The organism is Maribacter dokdonensis DSW-8, assembly GCF_001447995.1.
GTDB lineage: Bacteria > Bacteroidota > Bacteroidia > Flavobacteriales > Flavobacteriaceae > Maribacter > Maribacter dokdonensis.
In genome coordinates this window covers 896,088-914,926 of record NZ_LDPE01000001.1, presented here as the reverse complement: position 1 = coordinate 914,926, position 18,839 = coordinate 896,088, and the positions used below count along the sequence as shown (strand labels likewise).

Genomic DNA, 18,839 nt, shown 5'->3' with positions numbered 1-18,839 from the left:
TGATAACTTACAATTAATTTTATTTTTGTGGTAAATGAAAAGTTATTAACAAATTTTAACTTACATTTAAGTTTTAAGCGCAAAATTTACCCTGTATATGCCTTTTATAGAAGAAAGTGATTTACTAGAATTACATAAAGATGTAGATAAAGCTCAAATTATTAATGAGCGTTTATTGGATCAAATAAAGTTTAAGAATAAAGAATTAAAAAAGAGTAAGATTCAGCGAAACATTTTTGCCGGTATTACAGGTCTTTTCTTAATAGGTGGTTTGGCTTTCACATCTTTTACCGCTGGTATTTCTAGTTCTGGAGGTTTTAACAGGAACAATAATAAAGATTTGGTTTTGACATCAATTGATAGTGTTGATGCATATAGAACGCGCTTGGAGAACCTAAAAGAACAGAATGAAGAACTTAGTTTGGTAAAGGAATTTTACTTGGCAAAAGAGTTTTTACAGAAAGAAAAGATATATTCGGTTCAGGTAAAATCATTTGTGGATAACAATGTAACATTGGCTTCTGAGGCATTGACCAATACACTTTTTGTAAAGACAAATCCTTTTTACTCTTATTCCTTAGGAAACTTTGAAACCCTAGAAGAGGCCCAGTCATTCAGAAAACAATTGGTTGATCTAGGTTTCAACGATGCTTTCGTAGCCTCTTACCAAGACGGTAAAAGAATTCAAATAGAAGATCCATATTAGTGACTAAAGTTAAAGCTTGGCTCAACGCTGCAAGGCTTAGAACGCTTCCCTTATCAATATCAGGTATTTTTGTAGGTACGGCATTGGCTGCTTATTATGGTGCCACCAATGTAACTATTTTCATATTGGCCTTATGTACAACTATAGGCCTACAGGTGACCTCTAACTTTGCCAATGACTATGGTGATGGTGTCAAAGGCACTGATGGTGATGATAGAATAGGACCTAAACGCGCCTTGCAAAGTGGTTTGCTTACTGCCGCAGAATTAAAAAGAGGTATCTATATCAGCATTGTAATTAATGCAGTTTTAATCATTTCATTGATTATCACATCGTTTGGAATTAAAGATGTTCTTTACCCTGTCTTATTTTTGGTTTTAGGTGCATTGGCCATTTGGGCCGCAATTAAATATACTGTAGGTAAATCAGCCTATGGTTATCAAGGTTTGGGAGATGTTTTTGTCTTTATATTTTTCGGATTGGTAAGTGTTTTGGGGTCCATGTTTTTGTACTTGAAATTTATTGATTTGATCGCTGTATTACCGGCAATTGCAATAGGACTTTTAAGTGTTGGGGTTCTTAATCTTAACAACATGCGAGACATTAAATCAGATACTGCCGTTGGTAAGAATACGTTGGCCGTAAAAATGGGATTGTCAAAGGCAAAAAAATATCATTATACCATTCTGGTCGTATCCTTTTTGTGTTTGTTTTATTTTCTCTTTACAACAAATGCCTCACAGTTACGTTATGTAAGTCTTGTAGGCTACTTACCAATACTGGTTCATTTAAGAAAAGTAGCTCTCACAAATAAGGCTGCAGAACTAGATCCTGAGCTTAAAAAATTAGCTTTAAGTACGTTTTGTATAGCGGTATTGTTTTTTATTAGTTATTATTATTTTTTGTAATTTTGAGTATAACCCACAAACCATTTTAAGTCTTGGAACAACCCATAAAAATTCTAATTGTTGAGGATAATGTAATCATCGCTGATGATATGCAATCTATGTTAGAGGAAATAGGATATGAAATAGTTGATAATGTAATCGTTTACGAGCAAGCAGTTGAGGTGTTAAAAACCCAGCAGGTTGACTTAGTTCTTATTGACATCATTTTAGCCTCTGATAAAACAGGTATAGACTTAGGTAAACATATTAGGGAGAATTATGACATTCCTTTCATTTTTGTAACCTCTAACTCTGATCGTGCAACGGTTGAGAATGCCAAGACGGTTAAGCCTAACGGTTATTTGGTAAAGCCATTTGAGCAACAAGATCTTTATACTTCTATTGAAATTGCCTTATCTAACTTTATTTATGGCAAACAAAATGCCAGTAATGGAACGGCTAACAGTGGAAATACTGAAGATGTTGCCATGTCAAATTCAATTTTGAAGGATTCTATATTTGTTAAAAAACAACATTTATATTACAGAATTCAATTTGGTGATATTCAGTTTATAAAGGCGGATAATGTATATTTAGAAGTGAATACCGTGGATAAAAAATTCTTGGTACGATCACCATTAAAAGATTATTTAGAGAAGCTTCCCCAGAATAAATTTTATAGAGCACACAAATCATACATTGTAAATGTAGATCATATTGATGCTATTAATTCAAAGGATATAATGATCAATAATACATTGATTCCAATTTCTAAAGACTTTAAAGAATTTATTATTTCGGCAATGAATTCTTGATATAAATTGATATATAAAAAAAACACCTTTTTTAAAGGTGTTTTTTTTTGCGCCAATCTTAGATGAAAGGTATTTTTTCATCGTTTAAATGTTATTTTTCATCGGTAAAATGCATGGCTGAACCACTTGTTTGCATTTCACAACAAATATTTGAGGTTACACAACAATTAATGCACGGTCCTATGGCTAATTCATAATTTTGATTTATTGATAATTGCCTATTGTTTTAGCCATATTGGTCTAAGGCAGCCAGTATAAAGCGCAATTTTTAATGATTTAATAAAAAGTACGTAGAACACGCTTTTTTGGCTCGTTGTTATTTAATGATAATTTAATAACGGCTCACAACAAAAATTTAGTTGGGTCAGCTATTAGCATTAAGTTTGATTCGACTTTTATTGAGATATGAAAAAACCTTTTATTTTGAGATTTGTAGGCACTATAGTTCTTAGTGTATTTATGTGCACTTTAGCGGCGCAAGATGGTGTAACGACTCAAAATGAAGATTACTACAAGCAGTTTCAAGATTTAGAGAACGGAGAATTACGTTCTTTCTTCTTTTTTAATACTCCAAATCGTTACAATCAGAATTCACCATATGATTGGTTAGATACCGTAAAAGTGTATTTGAACAGTTCTGAGAAAACTAAAGATTCTATTTCCATTAGGAATTACCAACTTATTGAGTCTCAGATATATTACGATTTGGGCAACTATGAGAAGAGTTTGGCTATTGCTAGACCTCTATACGATGACTTAAGTAATTTGGATCTAGATTCCAAACACATCATTTTAGATATCTTAGATAATAATTATGCTAAGCTAGAACTTTATGATAAGCAAATAGAAATCAGAAGGGTTAAGCGTGAATTGGGTTTGACCGATAATGTTGCCTTTTATGATATTTACGCTAGTCTTGGTCAGTATAGAAAAGCTATGCGAGATTACATGACCGAAGAAAAGAAAGAGCTTAAAGATGATGATTACTACGGGCTTGCCATTTACAATAATACAATTGGTAATTATTTAAGACAAGATAAATCTACGCCTACGGCGCTTAGCTACTTTAAAAAAGCAGAGGGTTTGATCAAGGTTTTTTTAAGTGATGTTACCAATCAACATTCTGATAAGGAAATTGCCGATGGTAGAATTTTAAACGGAATCATTATTGGCAATATTGGTAAATGTCATGTACAACTGGGTGAATATGAAAAAGCAATTCCGTTTTTAGAAGAGAGTAGGGAAATTATTAGAAAATATAATAAGAGTAAGTTTTCATCTGATATTATTGAAAATACCTTGGCGTTGGCAGAGTGTTATTTAAAATTAGATGATTATGCTAAGGCAACAGATTACTTAAGCGATGAAATGAACCCAATTAAATTGGATAATATTTTAAAGCGGAACAGAATTTATGCGGATTATTATTTTAAAACCGGTGATTATCAAAACTCAACGGTTTATTTAAAGAAAAATATTAGAATTAGAGACTCTATAGATGCTCTTGCTTCTAATATTAAAAATCAGCAACTGACATCGGTAATTGAGCAAGATTTGGATAACTCCAAAAAAACTATGGAGCAACAAAAAGCTCAATTAGAAGCATCTAGAAAAGATATTAAGGCTAGGGATGATAAAATTAGCTTGGTTTTTGTTTCCTTGATATTTACGCTTATTGGCTTTGCCGGTCTGGTATATGCTTACTTAAAGAGTATTAAGAATCAACGTCTTATTGCCGAGCAAAAATTTATTATCGAAAACTCATTGGTAGAAAAAGATTCTCTGTTGAAAGAAATACACCACAGAGTAAAGAATAACCTACAGATGGTTTCTAGTTTACTGAGTTTACAAACCAAAAATACTAGAAGTAAAGCTGCAATTGCCGCATTGGAAGAGGGTAAGAGTAGGGTAAAGGCCATGGCGCTTATACATCAAAAATTATATCAGAATGATGATTTATCCGTAATTGAAATGCAAGGGTATATTGAGAGTTTGATCAATAGTATTCAATCCGTATATAAAAAAGGAGGTCATAATATTAATATTACCATAGATGCCGAAGGTGTTGAGCTGGATATTGATAGAGCTATACCTTTTGGACTTATTTTAAACGAATTGGTATCTAACTCGTTTAAATATGCATTTCCCCATGATGATAGTAACGGTAAAATTTACATTCATTTGAGAAAAATTGCGGGTCAAGAAGGTTTCTTTGAGTATACGGACAATGGTATTGGCTTACCGGAAGATACAGATGAAAGAGCAAATTCCTCAATGGGTATTCGTTTAATGAACAGGTTGGCAAATCAGCTGCAGACTTCATTGAATACAGATAAAACCAATGAAGGAGTTCGTTTTTGGTTTAATTTTAAATAAAATTACCTCACCTTACTTTTCATTACTACACGGTGTAATAGTTTAGGGAAAAAGCGTTTTAAGTAAATACCAAATTTTTCTTTACCACCAATATAGGTTTCAAAGCGTTTCTTTTTAATAGCGCTAATGATTTCCTTAGCACATTTTTCTACGGGCATGCCGTTAAGAGTTGCATTGTCCTCTTTTTGTAGTGAAGTACCATTAGCGGTCAAAGCATTTTTGGCAACGTTGGTCTGTATAAAGCCAGGGCAGATGATAGATACATCAATATTGTCTTTCTCATGCTCCATTCGCAAGGCATCAAAGAAGCCGTGTAATGCATGTTTTGCACCACAATATCCAGAACGGTAAGGCGATGAAAATTTACCCATTAAGCTGGTGATGGTTACGTAATGACCTCCTTTTTGTTTTATGAAATAGGGTAAGGCGTGTTTGGTTAATTTTATGGTACCCAAATAATTGACGTCTATCATTTGTTGATAAACTTCAAATTTGGTTTCAACAATCAAAGAACGTTGGCTTAATCCGCCATTGTTGATTAAAACATCAATTTTTCCAAATAGCGAAAATGCAGTATCGGTAATTTCTTCAAGTGATAAAAAATTGGTTAGATCTAAAGGGAGTATTTTAACATTGTCCGGATTCTTGCAATTATTTTTAACTTGAGTTAATACACTCTCCCTTCTAGCCGAAGCTATTATTTTTGCACCCAGCGCGTTCAATTGATATGTCAGCGCTTCGCCAATTCCTGATGATGCTCCCGTTATCCAAATCACTTTTTCTTCCATTCTAATAAATCCGTCGGTATTAAAGTGAAAATATAGCTAAATTTGAAGGATTATATGAAAGCAATTTTTAAAAAGTATATCCTAAATTTTAAAAATCCAAGCGGGACCTCCAGAGGAATTCTAAAAACAAAGGAAACATGGTTTCTATTCTTGGAGCAAGATGGTAAAAAGGGAGTAGGTGAGTGCGGATTGTTTAGGGGACTTAGCTTTGATGATGTTCCTGGTTATGAAGATAAATGTAATTGGGTTGTAAATAATATCAATTTAGGGGAAGCGGAATTGCTTAAGCGATTATCTAATTTTCCTAGTATTCAATTTGGGGTTGAACAGGCATTTCTGTCACTGCGATCAAACGATCCTTTTCATCTTTTTGATTCCACTTTTTTAGGGGGCCAAGAACCAATTTCCATTAATGGTCTAGTTTGGATGGGCGATAAAGAGTTTATGCATCAGCAAATAGAGAATAAGCTAAAAGATGGTTTTTCATGCATTAAAATGAAGATTGGTGCCATTGATTTTGATACGGAAATTGCATTGCTTAAATCTATTAGAGAGCGTTACTCTAAAGATGAAATTGAATTGCGTGTAGATGCCAACGGTGCATTTTCTGCAGAAGAGGCGTTGGCGAAATTAGAAGTATTGTCAAAACTTGATTTACATTCCATTGAGCAACCTATTAGACAGGGACAATGGAATGAAATGAAAAATCTTTGTGCTAAAACACCATTGCCTATAGCTCTTGACGAAGAATTAATTGGGGTTGTTGATGTAACAAAAAAGGTAACGTTGCTACAAACTATACAACCACAATATATTATTTTGAAACCAAGTTTAGTTGGAGGTTTTGCAGGTAGTAATGAATGGATTACAATTGCTGAAAGAAACAATATTGGTTGGTGGGTAACTAGTGCGTTAGAAAGTAATATAGGTTTAAACGCAATTGCTCAATGGACTGCAACTTTAGGTAATAATATGCCACAAGGTTTAGGCACCGGAGCTTTGTTTACTAATAATGTTAATAGTCCTTTAGAAGTAAGGAATGGTGGTTTGTTTTATAATAAATCTAAAAACTGGAATACGAATTTAATTGATGAAATATGTATATAGAACAGGCGTATAAAGGTTTAATTGATAATTGGAGATATTTAGTAGGAATATTGATAATTATTGTGGTGTGGCAGTTTTTAGGCTCCTTTCCGTTATTGGCTGCTTTGGCACTGGAAGAAGGTGGTATGTCTGCAATGATGAGTAATAGTATAGGAAAGATGTCCCAGGTATTGGGCTCCAATACATTTTTGTTCTACATGCTCTTAACCTTTGTTTTCGGACTTATTGCGGTTTTTCTAGTGGTTAAATTTTTGCATCAACAATCGCTTACCGCATTGACCACTTCAAGAACTAAAGTTGACTGGAAAAGAATAGCTTTTTCTTTCTTTTTATGGGCTTCAATATCTGTGCTTTTTATCGGTATAGATATTTATTTTGCGCCTGAAGATTATGAATATAACTTTCAATTAGAACCTTTTTTGATCTTAGCCGTTATAGCTATTGCAATGATTCCGTTACAGACAAGTATGGAAGAGTATTTAATGAGAGGGTATATGATGCAAGGTCTGGGCGTACTTACTAAGAATAGATGGTTTCCGCTTCTCTTTACCTCTTTGCTGTTTGGATTATTGCACATATTGAACCCGGAAGTGGATAAATTGGGTTACGGTATCTTGATTTTTTATATAGGAACCGGACTCTTTTTAGGTATAATTACACTTATGGATGAAGGTTTGGAACTTGCTCTTGGTTTTCATGCCGCAAACAATTTAACTGCAGCACTTTTAGTAACTGCAGATTGGACCGCATTTAGCGTAGATTCTGTCTATAGGGATATTTCAGAACCTGTGCTTGGTTGGGATATGCTGGTTCCTGTATTTGTAGTTTTTCCTATTCTTTTATTGGTTTTTTCAAAAAAGTACGGATGGACTAATTGGAAAGAAAAATTAACAGGTAAGGTGTTAACTGAAGAAGAATTTTTAAAGCTCGATAATTAAGTAATGTATAAAGCATTTATACACCCTAATTTTTCAATTCATGGTAGGGCAATTTCTTTTGATGATTTAACAGAGGTTGGTTATAGTCTAATAAAGGAAGGAGAGGACTATGAAAAACAAATCGGGGCATTTCTTTTGGATTGGATTGATGACTCCGAAATAATATTGGTAAAAACCTCTGGTTCTACGGGAAAACCAAAGACAATTGCACTTCAAAAAGAATATATGGTAAATAGCGCCTTGGCAACAGGTAGCTATTTTAACCTGAAGCCTAGATCCACAGCTTTACTCTGTTTGCCCGCTTCATACATTGCAGGTAAAATGATGTTGGTCAGGGCTATGGTTTTGGGCTTGAATATTCATTTTTTGCCTCCAAGTTCGTACCCATTGGAAGGTGTTATGGATTCTTTTGATTTTGGGGCCATGGTACCTTTGCAGGTGGGTAACTCTTTATCTAAACTACATCAAGTACATAAATTAATAATTGGTGGCGCACCCATTTCTAATTCAATAAGAGAAGAATTAAAGGGTGTTGATAATAGCAGTTATGAAACCTATGGTATGACGGAAACCGTTACTCATATCGCTATAAAACCATTGAACAATAAAGAAGTTAAAGATGCTCCATTTACGGTTTTACCAAATGTAGAACTTACCATAGATGATAGAGGTTGTTTGGTAATTAACGCACCAAAAATTACAGACGAAACCGTGGTGACCAATGATATGGTTGAGTTACTTTCAAAAACTCAATTTAAATGGTTGGGTAGGTTGGATAATGTCATTAATTCTGGAGGAGTAAAGTTACATCCAGAACACATTGAAAAAGTAATATCAAACTATATAGATACTTCGTTTTTTGTTGCCGGTGTTGCAGATGATGAATTGGGACAAAAAGTGGTTTTAGTGGTTGAAGATGCAGAAGTAAATGACATTCGGAAAATTATTGATGGTATAGGGGAATTCAAAAAATTTGAGAAACCTAAATCGATTTTGATTATAAAACAGTTTCAGCGTACTGAAAGTGGAAAAATTCGCCGACAGGAAACATTAAACTTACTGAAAATATAAGTTACCTAGTTTAAAGTCGTACTTCACTCATTTTTCATTTTTATGGCACTTCTTTCTTAATAGGTTTATTGCTCAAACTTTAAACCAATTATTATGAAAAATGTAATTTTCTTATTCTTCCTACTCAACAGTGTTTTAATGTTATCGCAACAAATTAAAATTAGTGGTACCGTTTCAGATAATAAAGGCAACCCTTTACCTGGAGCTAATGTAATCGAAAAAGGTACGACCAATAGTACGCAAACAGATTTTGAGGGGCACTATTCGTTAATAGTTTCAAAGGGAGCAAAACTAGTATTTTCTTATATAGGATGTAAAAGCTTAATTGTCGGGGTAAAAGATGAAACGGTTATAGATGTGTCACTTGAGAAAGACTTTCAGGCGCTTGAAGAGGTTGTAGTGGTTGGTTATGGTATTCAAAAGCGTAGTTATGCTACGGGTTCTGTATCTATGATTAACAAACAAAGTTCTAAAAATAGTATTAGTAGAGCGTTGCAAGGAAAAGTTAGTGGTGTTCAAATTAGAGGTATTGGTTCAATAGAAAATAAAAAGGAAGGGGTTAAAGTTAAAAGTCCTTTGTATATAGTTGACGGTGTGCCAATTCAAAAAGAATATAATGCAATTATTGAAAGCCTAAAAAATGTAGACATTAATAGCCGAAAAGAACTTAATGCTGCTGAAGCAAAGAGTTTGTATGGAAGGGATGCTAGATATGGATGTGTTGTAATACGTACTTTGCATGGAAATTACAATATTGAGAACGATGAAAATTACGCCAAAATCACAGAAAATCAGTTTCAAAATGTTACCGTAAATCCATTGTCTACTTTTTCTATAGATGTGGATAAAGCAGCTTATAGCAATATTAGAAGATTTATTAATAAAGGACAGGATGTTCCTGTAAGTGCCGTGAAGATTGAGGAAATGATTAATTATTTTGATTATGATTATGCACAACCGAAAAATGAACATCCATTTTCTGTGCATACCGAAGTTGCTAAAACACCTTGGAATGTAGATACCAAATTGGTGCGTATTGGCTTACAAGGAAAGGAGTATTTAAATGAAGATTTACCAGCATCTAACCTTACTTTTCTTATTGATGTTTCTGGGTCAATGTCGGCAGACAATAAATTACCGCTGTTAAAATCAGCATTTAAATTATTGGTAAATCAATTAAGAGACAAGGATAGAATTTCTATTGTCGTTTATGCTGGTGCGGCTGGTGTAGTATTAGAGCCAACATCGGGTAGTGATAAAACAAAAATTATAAATGCCTTAAATAACTTGGAAGCCGGAGGGTCAACAGCAGGAGGTGAGGGTATTGAATTAGCATATCAATTAGCAGAAAAGCATTTTAAGAAAAATGGAAATAATAGAGTAATACTGGCAACTGATGGCGATTTTAATATTGGTTTGTCCAGTGATTATGACATGGAAAATTTAATTGTGAAAAAGAGAGAGTCTGGTGTTTTTCTTTCCGTTTTGGGTTTTGGTATAGGTAATTACAAAGATTCTAAATTGGAAACATTGGCAGATAAAGGAAATGGAAATCATGCTTACATCGATACCATGCAAGAAGCTCAGAAAGTATTTGGTAAGGAATTTGGCGGTACGCTGTTTACTATTGCAAAAGATGTGAAACTTCAAGTAGAGTTTAATCCTAATAAAGTTAAATCGTATCGATTACTAGGATATGAAAATAGATTATTAGCTGATGAAGATTTTATTGACGATACTAAGGATGCAGGTGAATTGGGAAGCGGGCATAAAGTAACTGCTTTATATGAAATAGTTGAAGCTGGGGTAAAAACTATATATGATAAAGATATACCTAAATTAAAATATGCTAGCAATACTAATGAGAATACGTTTTTAGATGAGTTGTTTACAGTGAGAATTAGATACAAAAAACCTGATGGTAAAAAGAGCTTAGAATTGGTTCATGTTCAGAATGTAGATTCTCAAGAAATGTCTGAAGATTTTCAGTTTTCTGCGGCCGTTGCATTATTTGGTCAACAATTGCGAAAGTCTAAATTTACTAATAAAACAACCTATAAGGATGTAATTGTATTGGCGGAGAAGGGAAGGGGAAAAGATGTAAATGGATATAGAGCAGAGTTTATTAGGTTGGTTAAAAGTGCTAATGATAAATTGGTAGCGAACGGCTATTAATTATACTTAAATAATAAAACAAATTGATATTCAAGGGATAGTTTATTTCTAACAAGTGAAATTTTGTATTTTCAAGGCTTATACCAAACAACACTTATGAAAAAACTATTCCTTTTTACATTTCTAATTTTTATTAGTAAAAGTAACGCCCAACAAATCCTCAATGAAAAAGAAAGAGCCATTGTTATAGATGAAATTCTAGACGACCGTTTTAACAACTTACTTCCAAAACTTATGGATGCTGCTGACTTAGACATGTGGGTGGTAATTTCAAGGGAATACAATGAGGATCCGGTTATTAAGACCATGCTGCCTGCTACGTGGTTAAATGCCCGTAGAAGAACTATTCTTTTGTTTTATAGAGATAAAGCAAAGAACACTATTGAAAAATTAGCCGTTGCTCGTTATAATGTTGGTAAGAATATTGTTTCCGCTTGGGATAAGGAAAAGGAGCCTAATCAATGGAAGAGGTTAATGCAGTTAATATCAGAAAGAAATCCAAAAAAAATCGGACTTAATTATTCTACAGACCATAATATTGCCGATGGTTTGGTAAAGACGGATTATGAGGAATTCATGGCAAATCTGCCTAAAAAGTATACTTCAAAAGTAACATCTGCAGAGCAACTAGCCGTACGCTGGATCGAAACTAGAACGGAGCGTGAAATGGTTATATATGATCAATTGGTAGATATTACACATGATATCATAGCCGAAGCATTCTCAGAGAAAGTAATAACTCCGGGAATTACCACGACTTCTGAGGTTGAATGGTGGATGCGCCAAAAAGTGACAGATTTAGGTTTAGAAACCTGGTTTCACCCAACCATAGATGTACAGCGAAGTAAAGAGGAATTGGTAAGTCACCTGTACTCTTTCTCTGGTAGACCAGAAGATACAGTGATATTACCAGGGGACTTGGTCCACTGCGATTTCGGTATTACGTATTTGCGTTTAAATACTGATTGTCAAGAATTAGCGTATGTACTAAAGCCAGAAGAAACTGCTGCCCCAGAATTTTTAGTAAACGGACTAAAGGAAGGGAATAAATTGCAAGACTTTCTAACCAGTAATATGATTAAAGGAAGATCTGGAAATGAAATTCTTAAAAAATCGCTGGACGAGGCTAAAGCTGTAGGGTTAAGACCTTCTATTTACACGCACCCGTTAGGTACTTATGGTCATTCTGCCGGAACAACTATTGGAATGTGGGATGCTCAAGGTGGTGTTATGCGTGACGATGGAGAAAATTATGGACTTAATCCAAATACTGTTTATGCTATTGAATTAAACACGACCATCAACATACCGGAATGGAATAGAGATATCAGAATTATGCTTGAAGAAGCCGGCTTCTATGGTGAAGATGGATTTAGATATGTAAATGGAAGACAGACGGAATTATTGTTGATACCACGAGTGAAAAATCATCAGGGAAATTAATCTTAATTTGTAAGACAAAATATTGTTGATGTATTAAAAATCTTATTTTCTATTTATTATGTTAGGTTTAAAAGCTTGTTATTCATATATTTAAGAGTAACCTGACGGTTATTGAATAACTCGCTTAATGAAATGGATTACTAAACTTCATATAAAGTATTATCTTTTATTGCTTTTGTGTACGCTAAGTATAGGACTTTTTGGGCAACATCAATTTAAAGGAACAGTAGTGGATGCTGATACGAAAGAGACGCTTCCTTTTGTAAATATTGGAGTTGTAAATAAAGGTGTAGGTACCGTAAGTAATTTTGATGGTAAATTTTATCTAGAGATTAATAAGGCTGATTTTTCTAATACAGATGTGCTACAATTTTCTTCTGTAGGTTATAAAACCATTCGGCTTAAAATTTCAGAGGTAAATTTTAATAATTTGTTGTTTCAAAAAGTTGTTATGAAGCCCCAGGCAATGCAATTACATGAGGCAATCGTATCCGCTAAATATCTGAAAGGTAAAAAAGATGATGTTGTAGGCTTTTCCTATCCTAGTAAAAATAAGTTTGGGTATTGGAAAGGCGATGGTTCTTTGGGGGCTGAATTGGTGACAAGGATAAGTGTTGATAAAAAGAAGCACTTCTTAAAAGATTTTCACTTTTATCTAAACGAAAATTATTCTGATAGTGTATTGGTGCGCATTAATGTATATAAAGGCGGCACCATTTATCCTGAAGATAAATTATTGAAAAAGAACGTTACCAAAATGATAGGCAAATCTCCTGGAATGGTAACCGTAGATTTAAAGCCGTACAACCTTATTGTAGATGAAGATTTTAGTATTGGTCTAGAATTATTGAAAGTATATGGTAAACGTGTGGGCTTGGTTTTGGCAGCAGATTATAGACCAAGTACATCGTACAGAAGATATGTTAGCCAGGGACAATGGAAAACGTTCAGGGGAGATGCAATGACTTTTTATGTAAATACTTCTACTTTGAGTGAGGATGACATTTCTCAAATATCAAATTATTCCAGAAACAAAACTCTTCAAAATTCTTTTAAAACTCCAATAATAAATACCAACCCTATTAAAACGCATAGATCAATTACAGGTTTTGTTTTTAATAATGGTAAGCCTGTTGAAAATGCTACTGTTCAAATAGCGGAGTCATTAAAGCATACACAAACAGATGCGTATGGTAGATATACCATTATGGCACAAATAGGAGATGTCATTAGTTTTGATTATTTGGGTTTCGAAAAAATGGAACGTACCGTATTGGAGACCATACATAATATCAACGTCACCATGAATTTGATGGTTGAAGAACTAGAAGGTGTTACCGTTACTGAAAGAGCGCGTTTAAAGAAAACCGAGGCAGAAATGTTCTCTGAATATTTAACGAATGATGAATTTGCTAAGAGTGCTTATGGAACTCTTGATAAAAAAACAATTGGTCATGCAATAACTATTGTAGATGGTAAGAGTTTGAACTTATCGGCGCCAAATATTCTAGCAGCTTTAGATGGTAAAATAGCTGGGGTTCGCATTGATAATGTAACCAATGGAAATACTTGTTTTGGATGTTCTTTTACCAAAGTTGCTGTGTTTATAAGAGGAGGTAAAGGGTCAATTAATAATATTAGACCTGCAATATTCGAAATTGACGGAGTAATTTATGAAGATGTTCCGTATTTTTTAGATTTAAATGTTATTGAGCGCATAGCGGTAATACCTGGTCTTGCTGGCGTTGGAAGATATGGGCAGGTTGCCGCGGGCGGTGTAATTGCAATAAGTACAAAACATGCTAATTATGCTACTAAGAATAATAGAGCTAGTGACCTAGCTAAAATTCGAAATAATATTTATGAATTTGATGCAATAGATAAACAACAAGCAAATAGAAACTTGCCAAGTTATCTTCAAGATCTTTTAGCTAGCAGTAGTTTTGAAGCGGCTAAGAAAGTGTATCACGAAAATGAAAAACGCTATAGTAGTTCTGCTTCATTTTTTCTTGATGCTTATATTTATTTTACTGCCAATTGGGAGCAAGAAGAATTCAATAATGTGATTATTTCTAATCATCAATCTCTATTTGTTGATAACATCAATGAAATGAAAGCTTTGGCATATGCTTATCAGCGAGAAGGTAAATTTGAAAAAGCAAACGAACTATATACCAGCGTTTTTGTAAAGAGACCAAATTATGCGCAATCATATAGAGACTTGGCAAATAGTTATATTGAAGTAAATGAAGTGCAGAAGGCAGCCAATCTATATAGTAGGTATACCAAATTATTGAACGAATCTTTTCTTGTGGCAGATACTATAGGATTACATCCTATTATTACGACTGAGTTCAATCATTTTTTACAGCATAAAACCGACTATGCTATTAGTTCAGAAGATTTAAAAGAAGTGGCTGAAATGCGGAAGGGCGCGGATACCCGTCTTCTTTTTGAATGGAACGATGATGAGGCTGAGTTTGACCTTCAGTTCGTAAATCCTGAAAATCGCTATTTTGTTTCTAGTACATCGCTATATAGTCAGAATGAATATTTTGGTAAGCAAGAAAATTCATCAAGTAAAGAGTTCTTTCTTGAAAGCGATATTCAAGGAGAATGGATTATAAATATAAATTATAAGGGGAATAAAAGCGGTTTGCCCACTTATTTAAAAGTGACTGCTTTCTCTGGCTACGGTACAGATAATGAAGAAAGTACTATTAGGATTTATAGGTTGTCGTTAAAAAATGTGAATCAAAATCTATTTTACTTACCAACTTTAGGAGCAGATAATTTAAATTAAAGTTTATTAAAGATGTAATGTTTTGAAGGACAAGTGATTAAAATTTGATTTAATTTTTAATAAATTCGGTAATATTGTTAAACTCATACATAATTAGTAATTATATTCCTACATATTTTAGTATGGTTTAATTTTTGATATAAAATTATGGTATAACCATATAAAACTTTATTCTATGAAAAATGTTTTACTCCTTTTAGTATTAATATCTTTTGCTTGCAATGTGCAAGCACAAAGCAAAACAATTAAAGGTAAGGTTACCCAAATGGATGCTCCTTTGGCAAATGTTCAGATTTCTATAATAGATTCTGATATTTCTACTACAACAGACGCCAATGGATTATATCAAATATCTGCGGAACCTAGGGATGTAGTTAAATATACATATCCCGGTTTAAGTGATGTTCAGATAATGGTTGAAGATGTTACACGAATCTTAAATATTGAAATGACTCAGAAAATTGAGCAATTAGATGAGGTTACCGTGCGTAATAGTAATAGAAAATCACAGAGCGAATTAGAAGAGGAGTATAAGTATAAACCAAATTTAATTAAAACAGCATTTGGTATTTTGGATAGTGAGACCGCCCCTGGGAAAATCAGGTTTTTGCAAGAGGACGAAATCAATGATGTAGGGATTTGTATTCTAGATGTTGTGCGTAATAAGTTTGCTAGCGTAAGGGTTTTTGGTGATTGTCAGCGTGGAGGGGGAATATATATTAGAGGTTTCAATTCTATAAGTCAGGCATCTCCAGCTGTATATGATGTTGATGGTCAGATTTTAACTAATGCTCCTACATGGATTGCACCAGCTTCAATTGCTAGATTGGCTGTTTTAAATAATTTGGCAATGACTACTAGATACGGGTCAATAGGTGCTGGCGGTGTCATAGTAATTAACACAAAAACATTATTATATGCTGGCAATATTGATGGAAAGCCTTATGATCAAGCTAAGCTTAGAAATAATAAATATGATAATTCAGCATTAAGTACAGTTAATTTTAAAGAAGATAAGCCTTCGTACATGAATGAACTTTTAAATGCGAAAACCGAAGAAGATGCAAAGGTTATTTACGAAAATCAAATAAAAAAATACAGTAGTTCATTCTACTATGTACTTGATGCTTATGATTATTTTTCGAACAAATGGAAAAATAAAGAATTTGCTAATAAGATAATCGAAGAGAATGACAATATTTTAAGTGGTAACCCTATCGCATTAAAATCGTTGGCATATATCTATCAAGCGGAAGGAAAGTTTAAAGAGGCAAACAAACTTTATGAAGATGTGTATACACTTAGAGCAGATTATGCACAATCATATTTAGACTTGGCAAATAGTTATAGAGAATTAGGTTTAAATCAAAAAGCTGCCGCTATGTACTTGCGTTATGATTACTTGTTAGCAGAAGAGCTATTGGAAAACGAAGAGCCAGTGAAAGTTATTATGGATCGTGATTTAAATAATTTGATTTCTCTAAAAGGGGCTGATTTAGTTTCAACAAATAAGGTAAAAGAAATTAAACTTGATGATGATTTTAAAGGAACACGTTTGGTTTTTGAATGGAGCGATAGTGAGGCTGAATTTGTGTTACAATTTGTAAACCCAGAAAAGCGATACTATAATAGTGAGCATTCTTTAGCTGCAGATGCTGAACGTATTCAAATTGAAAAGCGCTCAGGTTTCTCCAGTGAAGAATATTTAATAGATGATACGCTTCGTGGTAATTGGTTGGTTAACGCTACCTATTTAGGTAACAAAAGTTTGACGCCTACATATTTGAAAGCTACTATATATTATAACTATGGTAGTGCATCGCAACGAAAAGAAACAAAGGTCTTTAAACTGGGTCTACGTAATGTAAATCAGCAATTGTTTTCAGTATCAAATGCGGTAAGTATCGTTGCTAATTAAGTCCGTTAATTTTTCAAAACATAAAAGAGAAAAAGACATAGTTATTATAAGAAGCCCACAATACAGTATAAATGTATTGTGGTTTTTGAATGTAAATAGTTTTATACGTTGATACTAACAATTTTTCAGGAAATTACACCTGCAACACTCCCATATTAAAAGGTTTCTCAATAGGTGCATGATCAGCGGCTTCTATACCCATTGAAATCCATTTACGCGTGTCCTTTGGGTCTATAATAGCATCGGTCCATAGTCTAGAGGCTGCATAGTATGGAGAAACTTGATTGTCATATCTTTTCTTGATATTATCGTATAGTTCCGTTTCTTTTTCCTCAGTGATGGTTTCACCCTTCTTTTTTAATGAAGCCTTCTCAATTTGTAATAATACTTTTGCTGCCGAGTTTCCGCTCATTACGGCTAATTCTGCGCTTGGCCAAGCAACCATTAACCTAGGGTCATAAGCTTTACCGCACATGGCATAGTTTCCGGCTCCGTAGCTGTTGCCTATTACGATAGTGAATTTTGGAACCACCGAGTTGCTTACCGCATTTACCATTTTGGCGCCATCTTTAATAATACCACCATGCTCACTTTTGCTACCAACCATAAAACCGGTAACATCCTGTAAAAACACCAGCGGAATTTTCTTTTGATTGCAATTGGCTATAAATCTGGTTGCTTTATCTGCAGAATCGGAATAAATGACTCCGCCAAACTGCATTTCTCCCTTTTTGGTCTTTACAACTTTTCTTTGGTTGGCAACAATACCAACTGCCCATCCGTCTATTCGTGCATATCCAGTAAGTATGGTTTGTCCGTATCCGGCTTTGTATTCTTCAAATTCCGAGTCGTCCACCAATCGCTTAATAATTTCCATCATGTCATACTGTTCCGCTCTTGAGCTAGGTAGTATACCATAGATGTCATCAGGATTTTCTTTTGGTTTTATACTTTTCTTTCGGTTGTATCCCGCTTTTGGGAAATCACCGATCTTATCCATAATATTCTTTATGGTGTCCAAAGCAGCTGCATCATCTTTCGCTTTATAATCGGTTACCCCGCTAATCTCGCAATGAGTGGTTGCTCCACCCAATGTTTCATTATCTATGCTTTCACCTATAGCAGCTTTTACCAAATAGCTTCCTGCCAAGAAAATACTGGCGGTCTTATCTACTATTAAGGCTTCATCGCTCATTATAGGTAAGTAAGCGCCACCGGCAACACAACTGCCCATAACCGCAGAAATTTGGGTTATGCCCATACTGCTCATAACCGCATTGTTTCTAAATATGCGCCCAAAGTGCTCTTTATCCGGGAAAATTTCATCTTGTAATGGTAAATACACGCCGGCACTGTCTACTAAATAAATAATAGGCAGTCTGTTTTCAATAGCAATTTCCTGTGCTCTTAAATTCTTTTTGGCGGTAATAGGAAACCATGCACCAGCCTTTACCGTTGCATCATTGGCAACTACTATACATTGCTTTCCTTTTACATATCCAATTTTTATGACAACACCGCCAGAAGGGCAGCCACCATGTTCTTTATACATGCCTTCGCCAACAAAGGCTCCAACTTCAATCTGTTCGGTTTTTGGATCAAATAGATAATCAATACGTTCTCTAGCGGTCATTTTACCTTGATCGTGCTGCTTGGCAATTTTTGCTTTTCCTCCACCTAAATAAACCTCGTTCAGCTTTCGTCTAAGGTCAGATAATAACAACTTATTCCTATCTTCGTTTTGATTGAATTTTAAATCCATTCTGTATATTTATTTTCTTCGCATAAAGATAAGAAGTTAATTTTGGTGTA

At 34.1% G+C, this 18,839-nt stretch carries 13 protein-coding genes; 11 read left to right on the top strand and 2 right to left on the bottom strand.

The features are described 5' to 3' along the window. Positions 1-97 precede the first annotated feature (97 nt). The 4 genes from I600_RS04120 (at position 98) to I600_RS04105 (ending at position 4,784) form a co-directional block, all read left to right on the top strand. A complete protein-coding gene (locus I600_RS04120) occupies positions 98-706 on the top strand; it encodes an SPOR domain-containing protein (RefSeq protein WP_058103226.1) in 609 nt (202 codons plus the stop codon). Next, positions 706-1,614 carry a 1,4-dihydroxy-2-naphthoate octaprenyltransferase gene (gene menA / locus I600_RS04115; protein ID WP_058103225.1) on the top strand — a complete coding sequence of 303 codons (909 nt, stop codon included), beginning with the start codon at positions 706-708 and terminating at the stop codon, positions 1,612-1,614. The genes I600_RS04120 and menA overlap by 1 nt, the downstream gene beginning before the upstream one ends. Before the next feature lie 32 nt (positions 1,615-1,646). Then, a complete protein-coding gene (locus I600_RS04110) occupies positions 1,647-2,408 on the top strand; it encodes a LytR/AlgR family response regulator transcription factor (RefSeq protein WP_058103224.1) in 762 nt (253 codons plus the stop codon). Between the two features lie 423 nt (positions 2,409-2,831). Further along, positions 2,832-4,784, top strand: a complete 1,953-nt coding sequence (locus I600_RS04105) for a sensor histidine kinase (RefSeq protein ID WP_245188839.1) — start codon at positions 2,832-2,834, stop codon at positions 4,782-4,784. A 2-nt stretch (positions 4,785-4,786) separates the two neighbouring features. Here the strand turns inward: I600_RS04105 and I600_RS04100 are convergent, their stop codons facing one another. Then, the gene (locus I600_RS04100; RefSeq protein ID WP_058103223.1) at positions 4,787-5,572 is read right to left on the bottom strand and encodes an SDR family oxidoreductase; all 786 of its coding nucleotides are present in this window, start codon (positions 5,570-5,572) and stop codon (positions 4,787-4,789) included. 54 nt (positions 5,573-5,626) lie between these two features. On the opposite strand from I600_RS04100, the gene I600_RS04095 reads away from it, so the two are divergent. From I600_RS04095 to I600_RS04065, 7 genes are all read left to right on the top strand, one after another. Next, the gene (locus I600_RS04095) at positions 5,627-6,679 is read left to right on the top strand and encodes an o-succinylbenzoate synthase (protein ID WP_058103222.1); all 1,053 of its coding nucleotides are present in this window, start codon (positions 5,627-5,629) and stop codon (positions 6,677-6,679) included. After that, positions 6,670-7,617 (top strand): CPBP family intramembrane glutamic endopeptidase, encoded by a 948-nt coding sequence (locus I600_RS04090; protein WP_058103221.1) that lies wholly within the window; start codon positions 6,670-6,672, stop codon positions 7,615-7,617. Before I600_RS04095 ends, I600_RS04090 begins: the two co-directional genes overlap by 10 nt. Positions 7,618-7,620: 3 nt before the next feature. Then, positions 7,621-8,688 carry an AMP-binding protein gene (locus I600_RS04085; RefSeq protein ID WP_058103220.1) on the top strand — a complete coding sequence of 356 codons (1,068 nt, stop codon included), beginning with the start codon at positions 7,621-7,623 and terminating at the stop codon, positions 8,686-8,688. A 93-nt stretch (positions 8,689-8,781) separates the two neighbouring features. After that, the gene (locus tag I600_RS04080; protein WP_058103219.1) at positions 8,782-10,863 is read left to right on the top strand and encodes a vWA domain-containing protein; all 2,082 of its coding nucleotides are present in this window, start codon (positions 8,782-8,784) and stop codon (positions 10,861-10,863) included. Between the two features lie 96 nt (positions 10,864-10,959). Further along, on the top strand, positions 10,960-12,306 hold the full coding sequence (locus I600_RS04075; protein WP_058103218.1) for a M24 family metallopeptidase: 1,347 nt from the start codon (positions 10,960-10,962) through the stop codon (positions 12,304-12,306). Between the two features lie 127 nt (positions 12,307-12,433). Then, positions 12,434-15,109, top strand: a complete 2,676-nt coding sequence (locus I600_RS04070) for a carboxypeptidase-like regulatory domain-containing protein (protein WP_058103217.1) — start codon at positions 12,434-12,436, stop codon at positions 15,107-15,109. 175 nt (positions 15,110-15,284) lie between these two features. Beyond that, positions 15,285-17,027 carry a carboxypeptidase-like regulatory domain-containing protein gene (locus tag I600_RS04065; RefSeq protein ID WP_058103216.1) on the top strand — a complete coding sequence of 581 codons (1,743 nt, stop codon included), beginning with the start codon at positions 15,285-15,287 and terminating at the stop codon, positions 17,025-17,027. 133 nt (positions 17,028-17,160) lie between these two features. Here I600_RS04065 and I600_RS04060 read toward each other — a convergent pair whose 3' ends face one another. Beyond that, positions 17,161-18,789, bottom strand: a complete 1,629-nt coding sequence (locus I600_RS04060) for an acyl-CoA carboxylase subunit beta (protein ID WP_058103215.1) — start codon at positions 18,787-18,789, stop codon at positions 17,161-17,163. Positions 18,790-18,839: the final 50 nt, after the last annotated feature.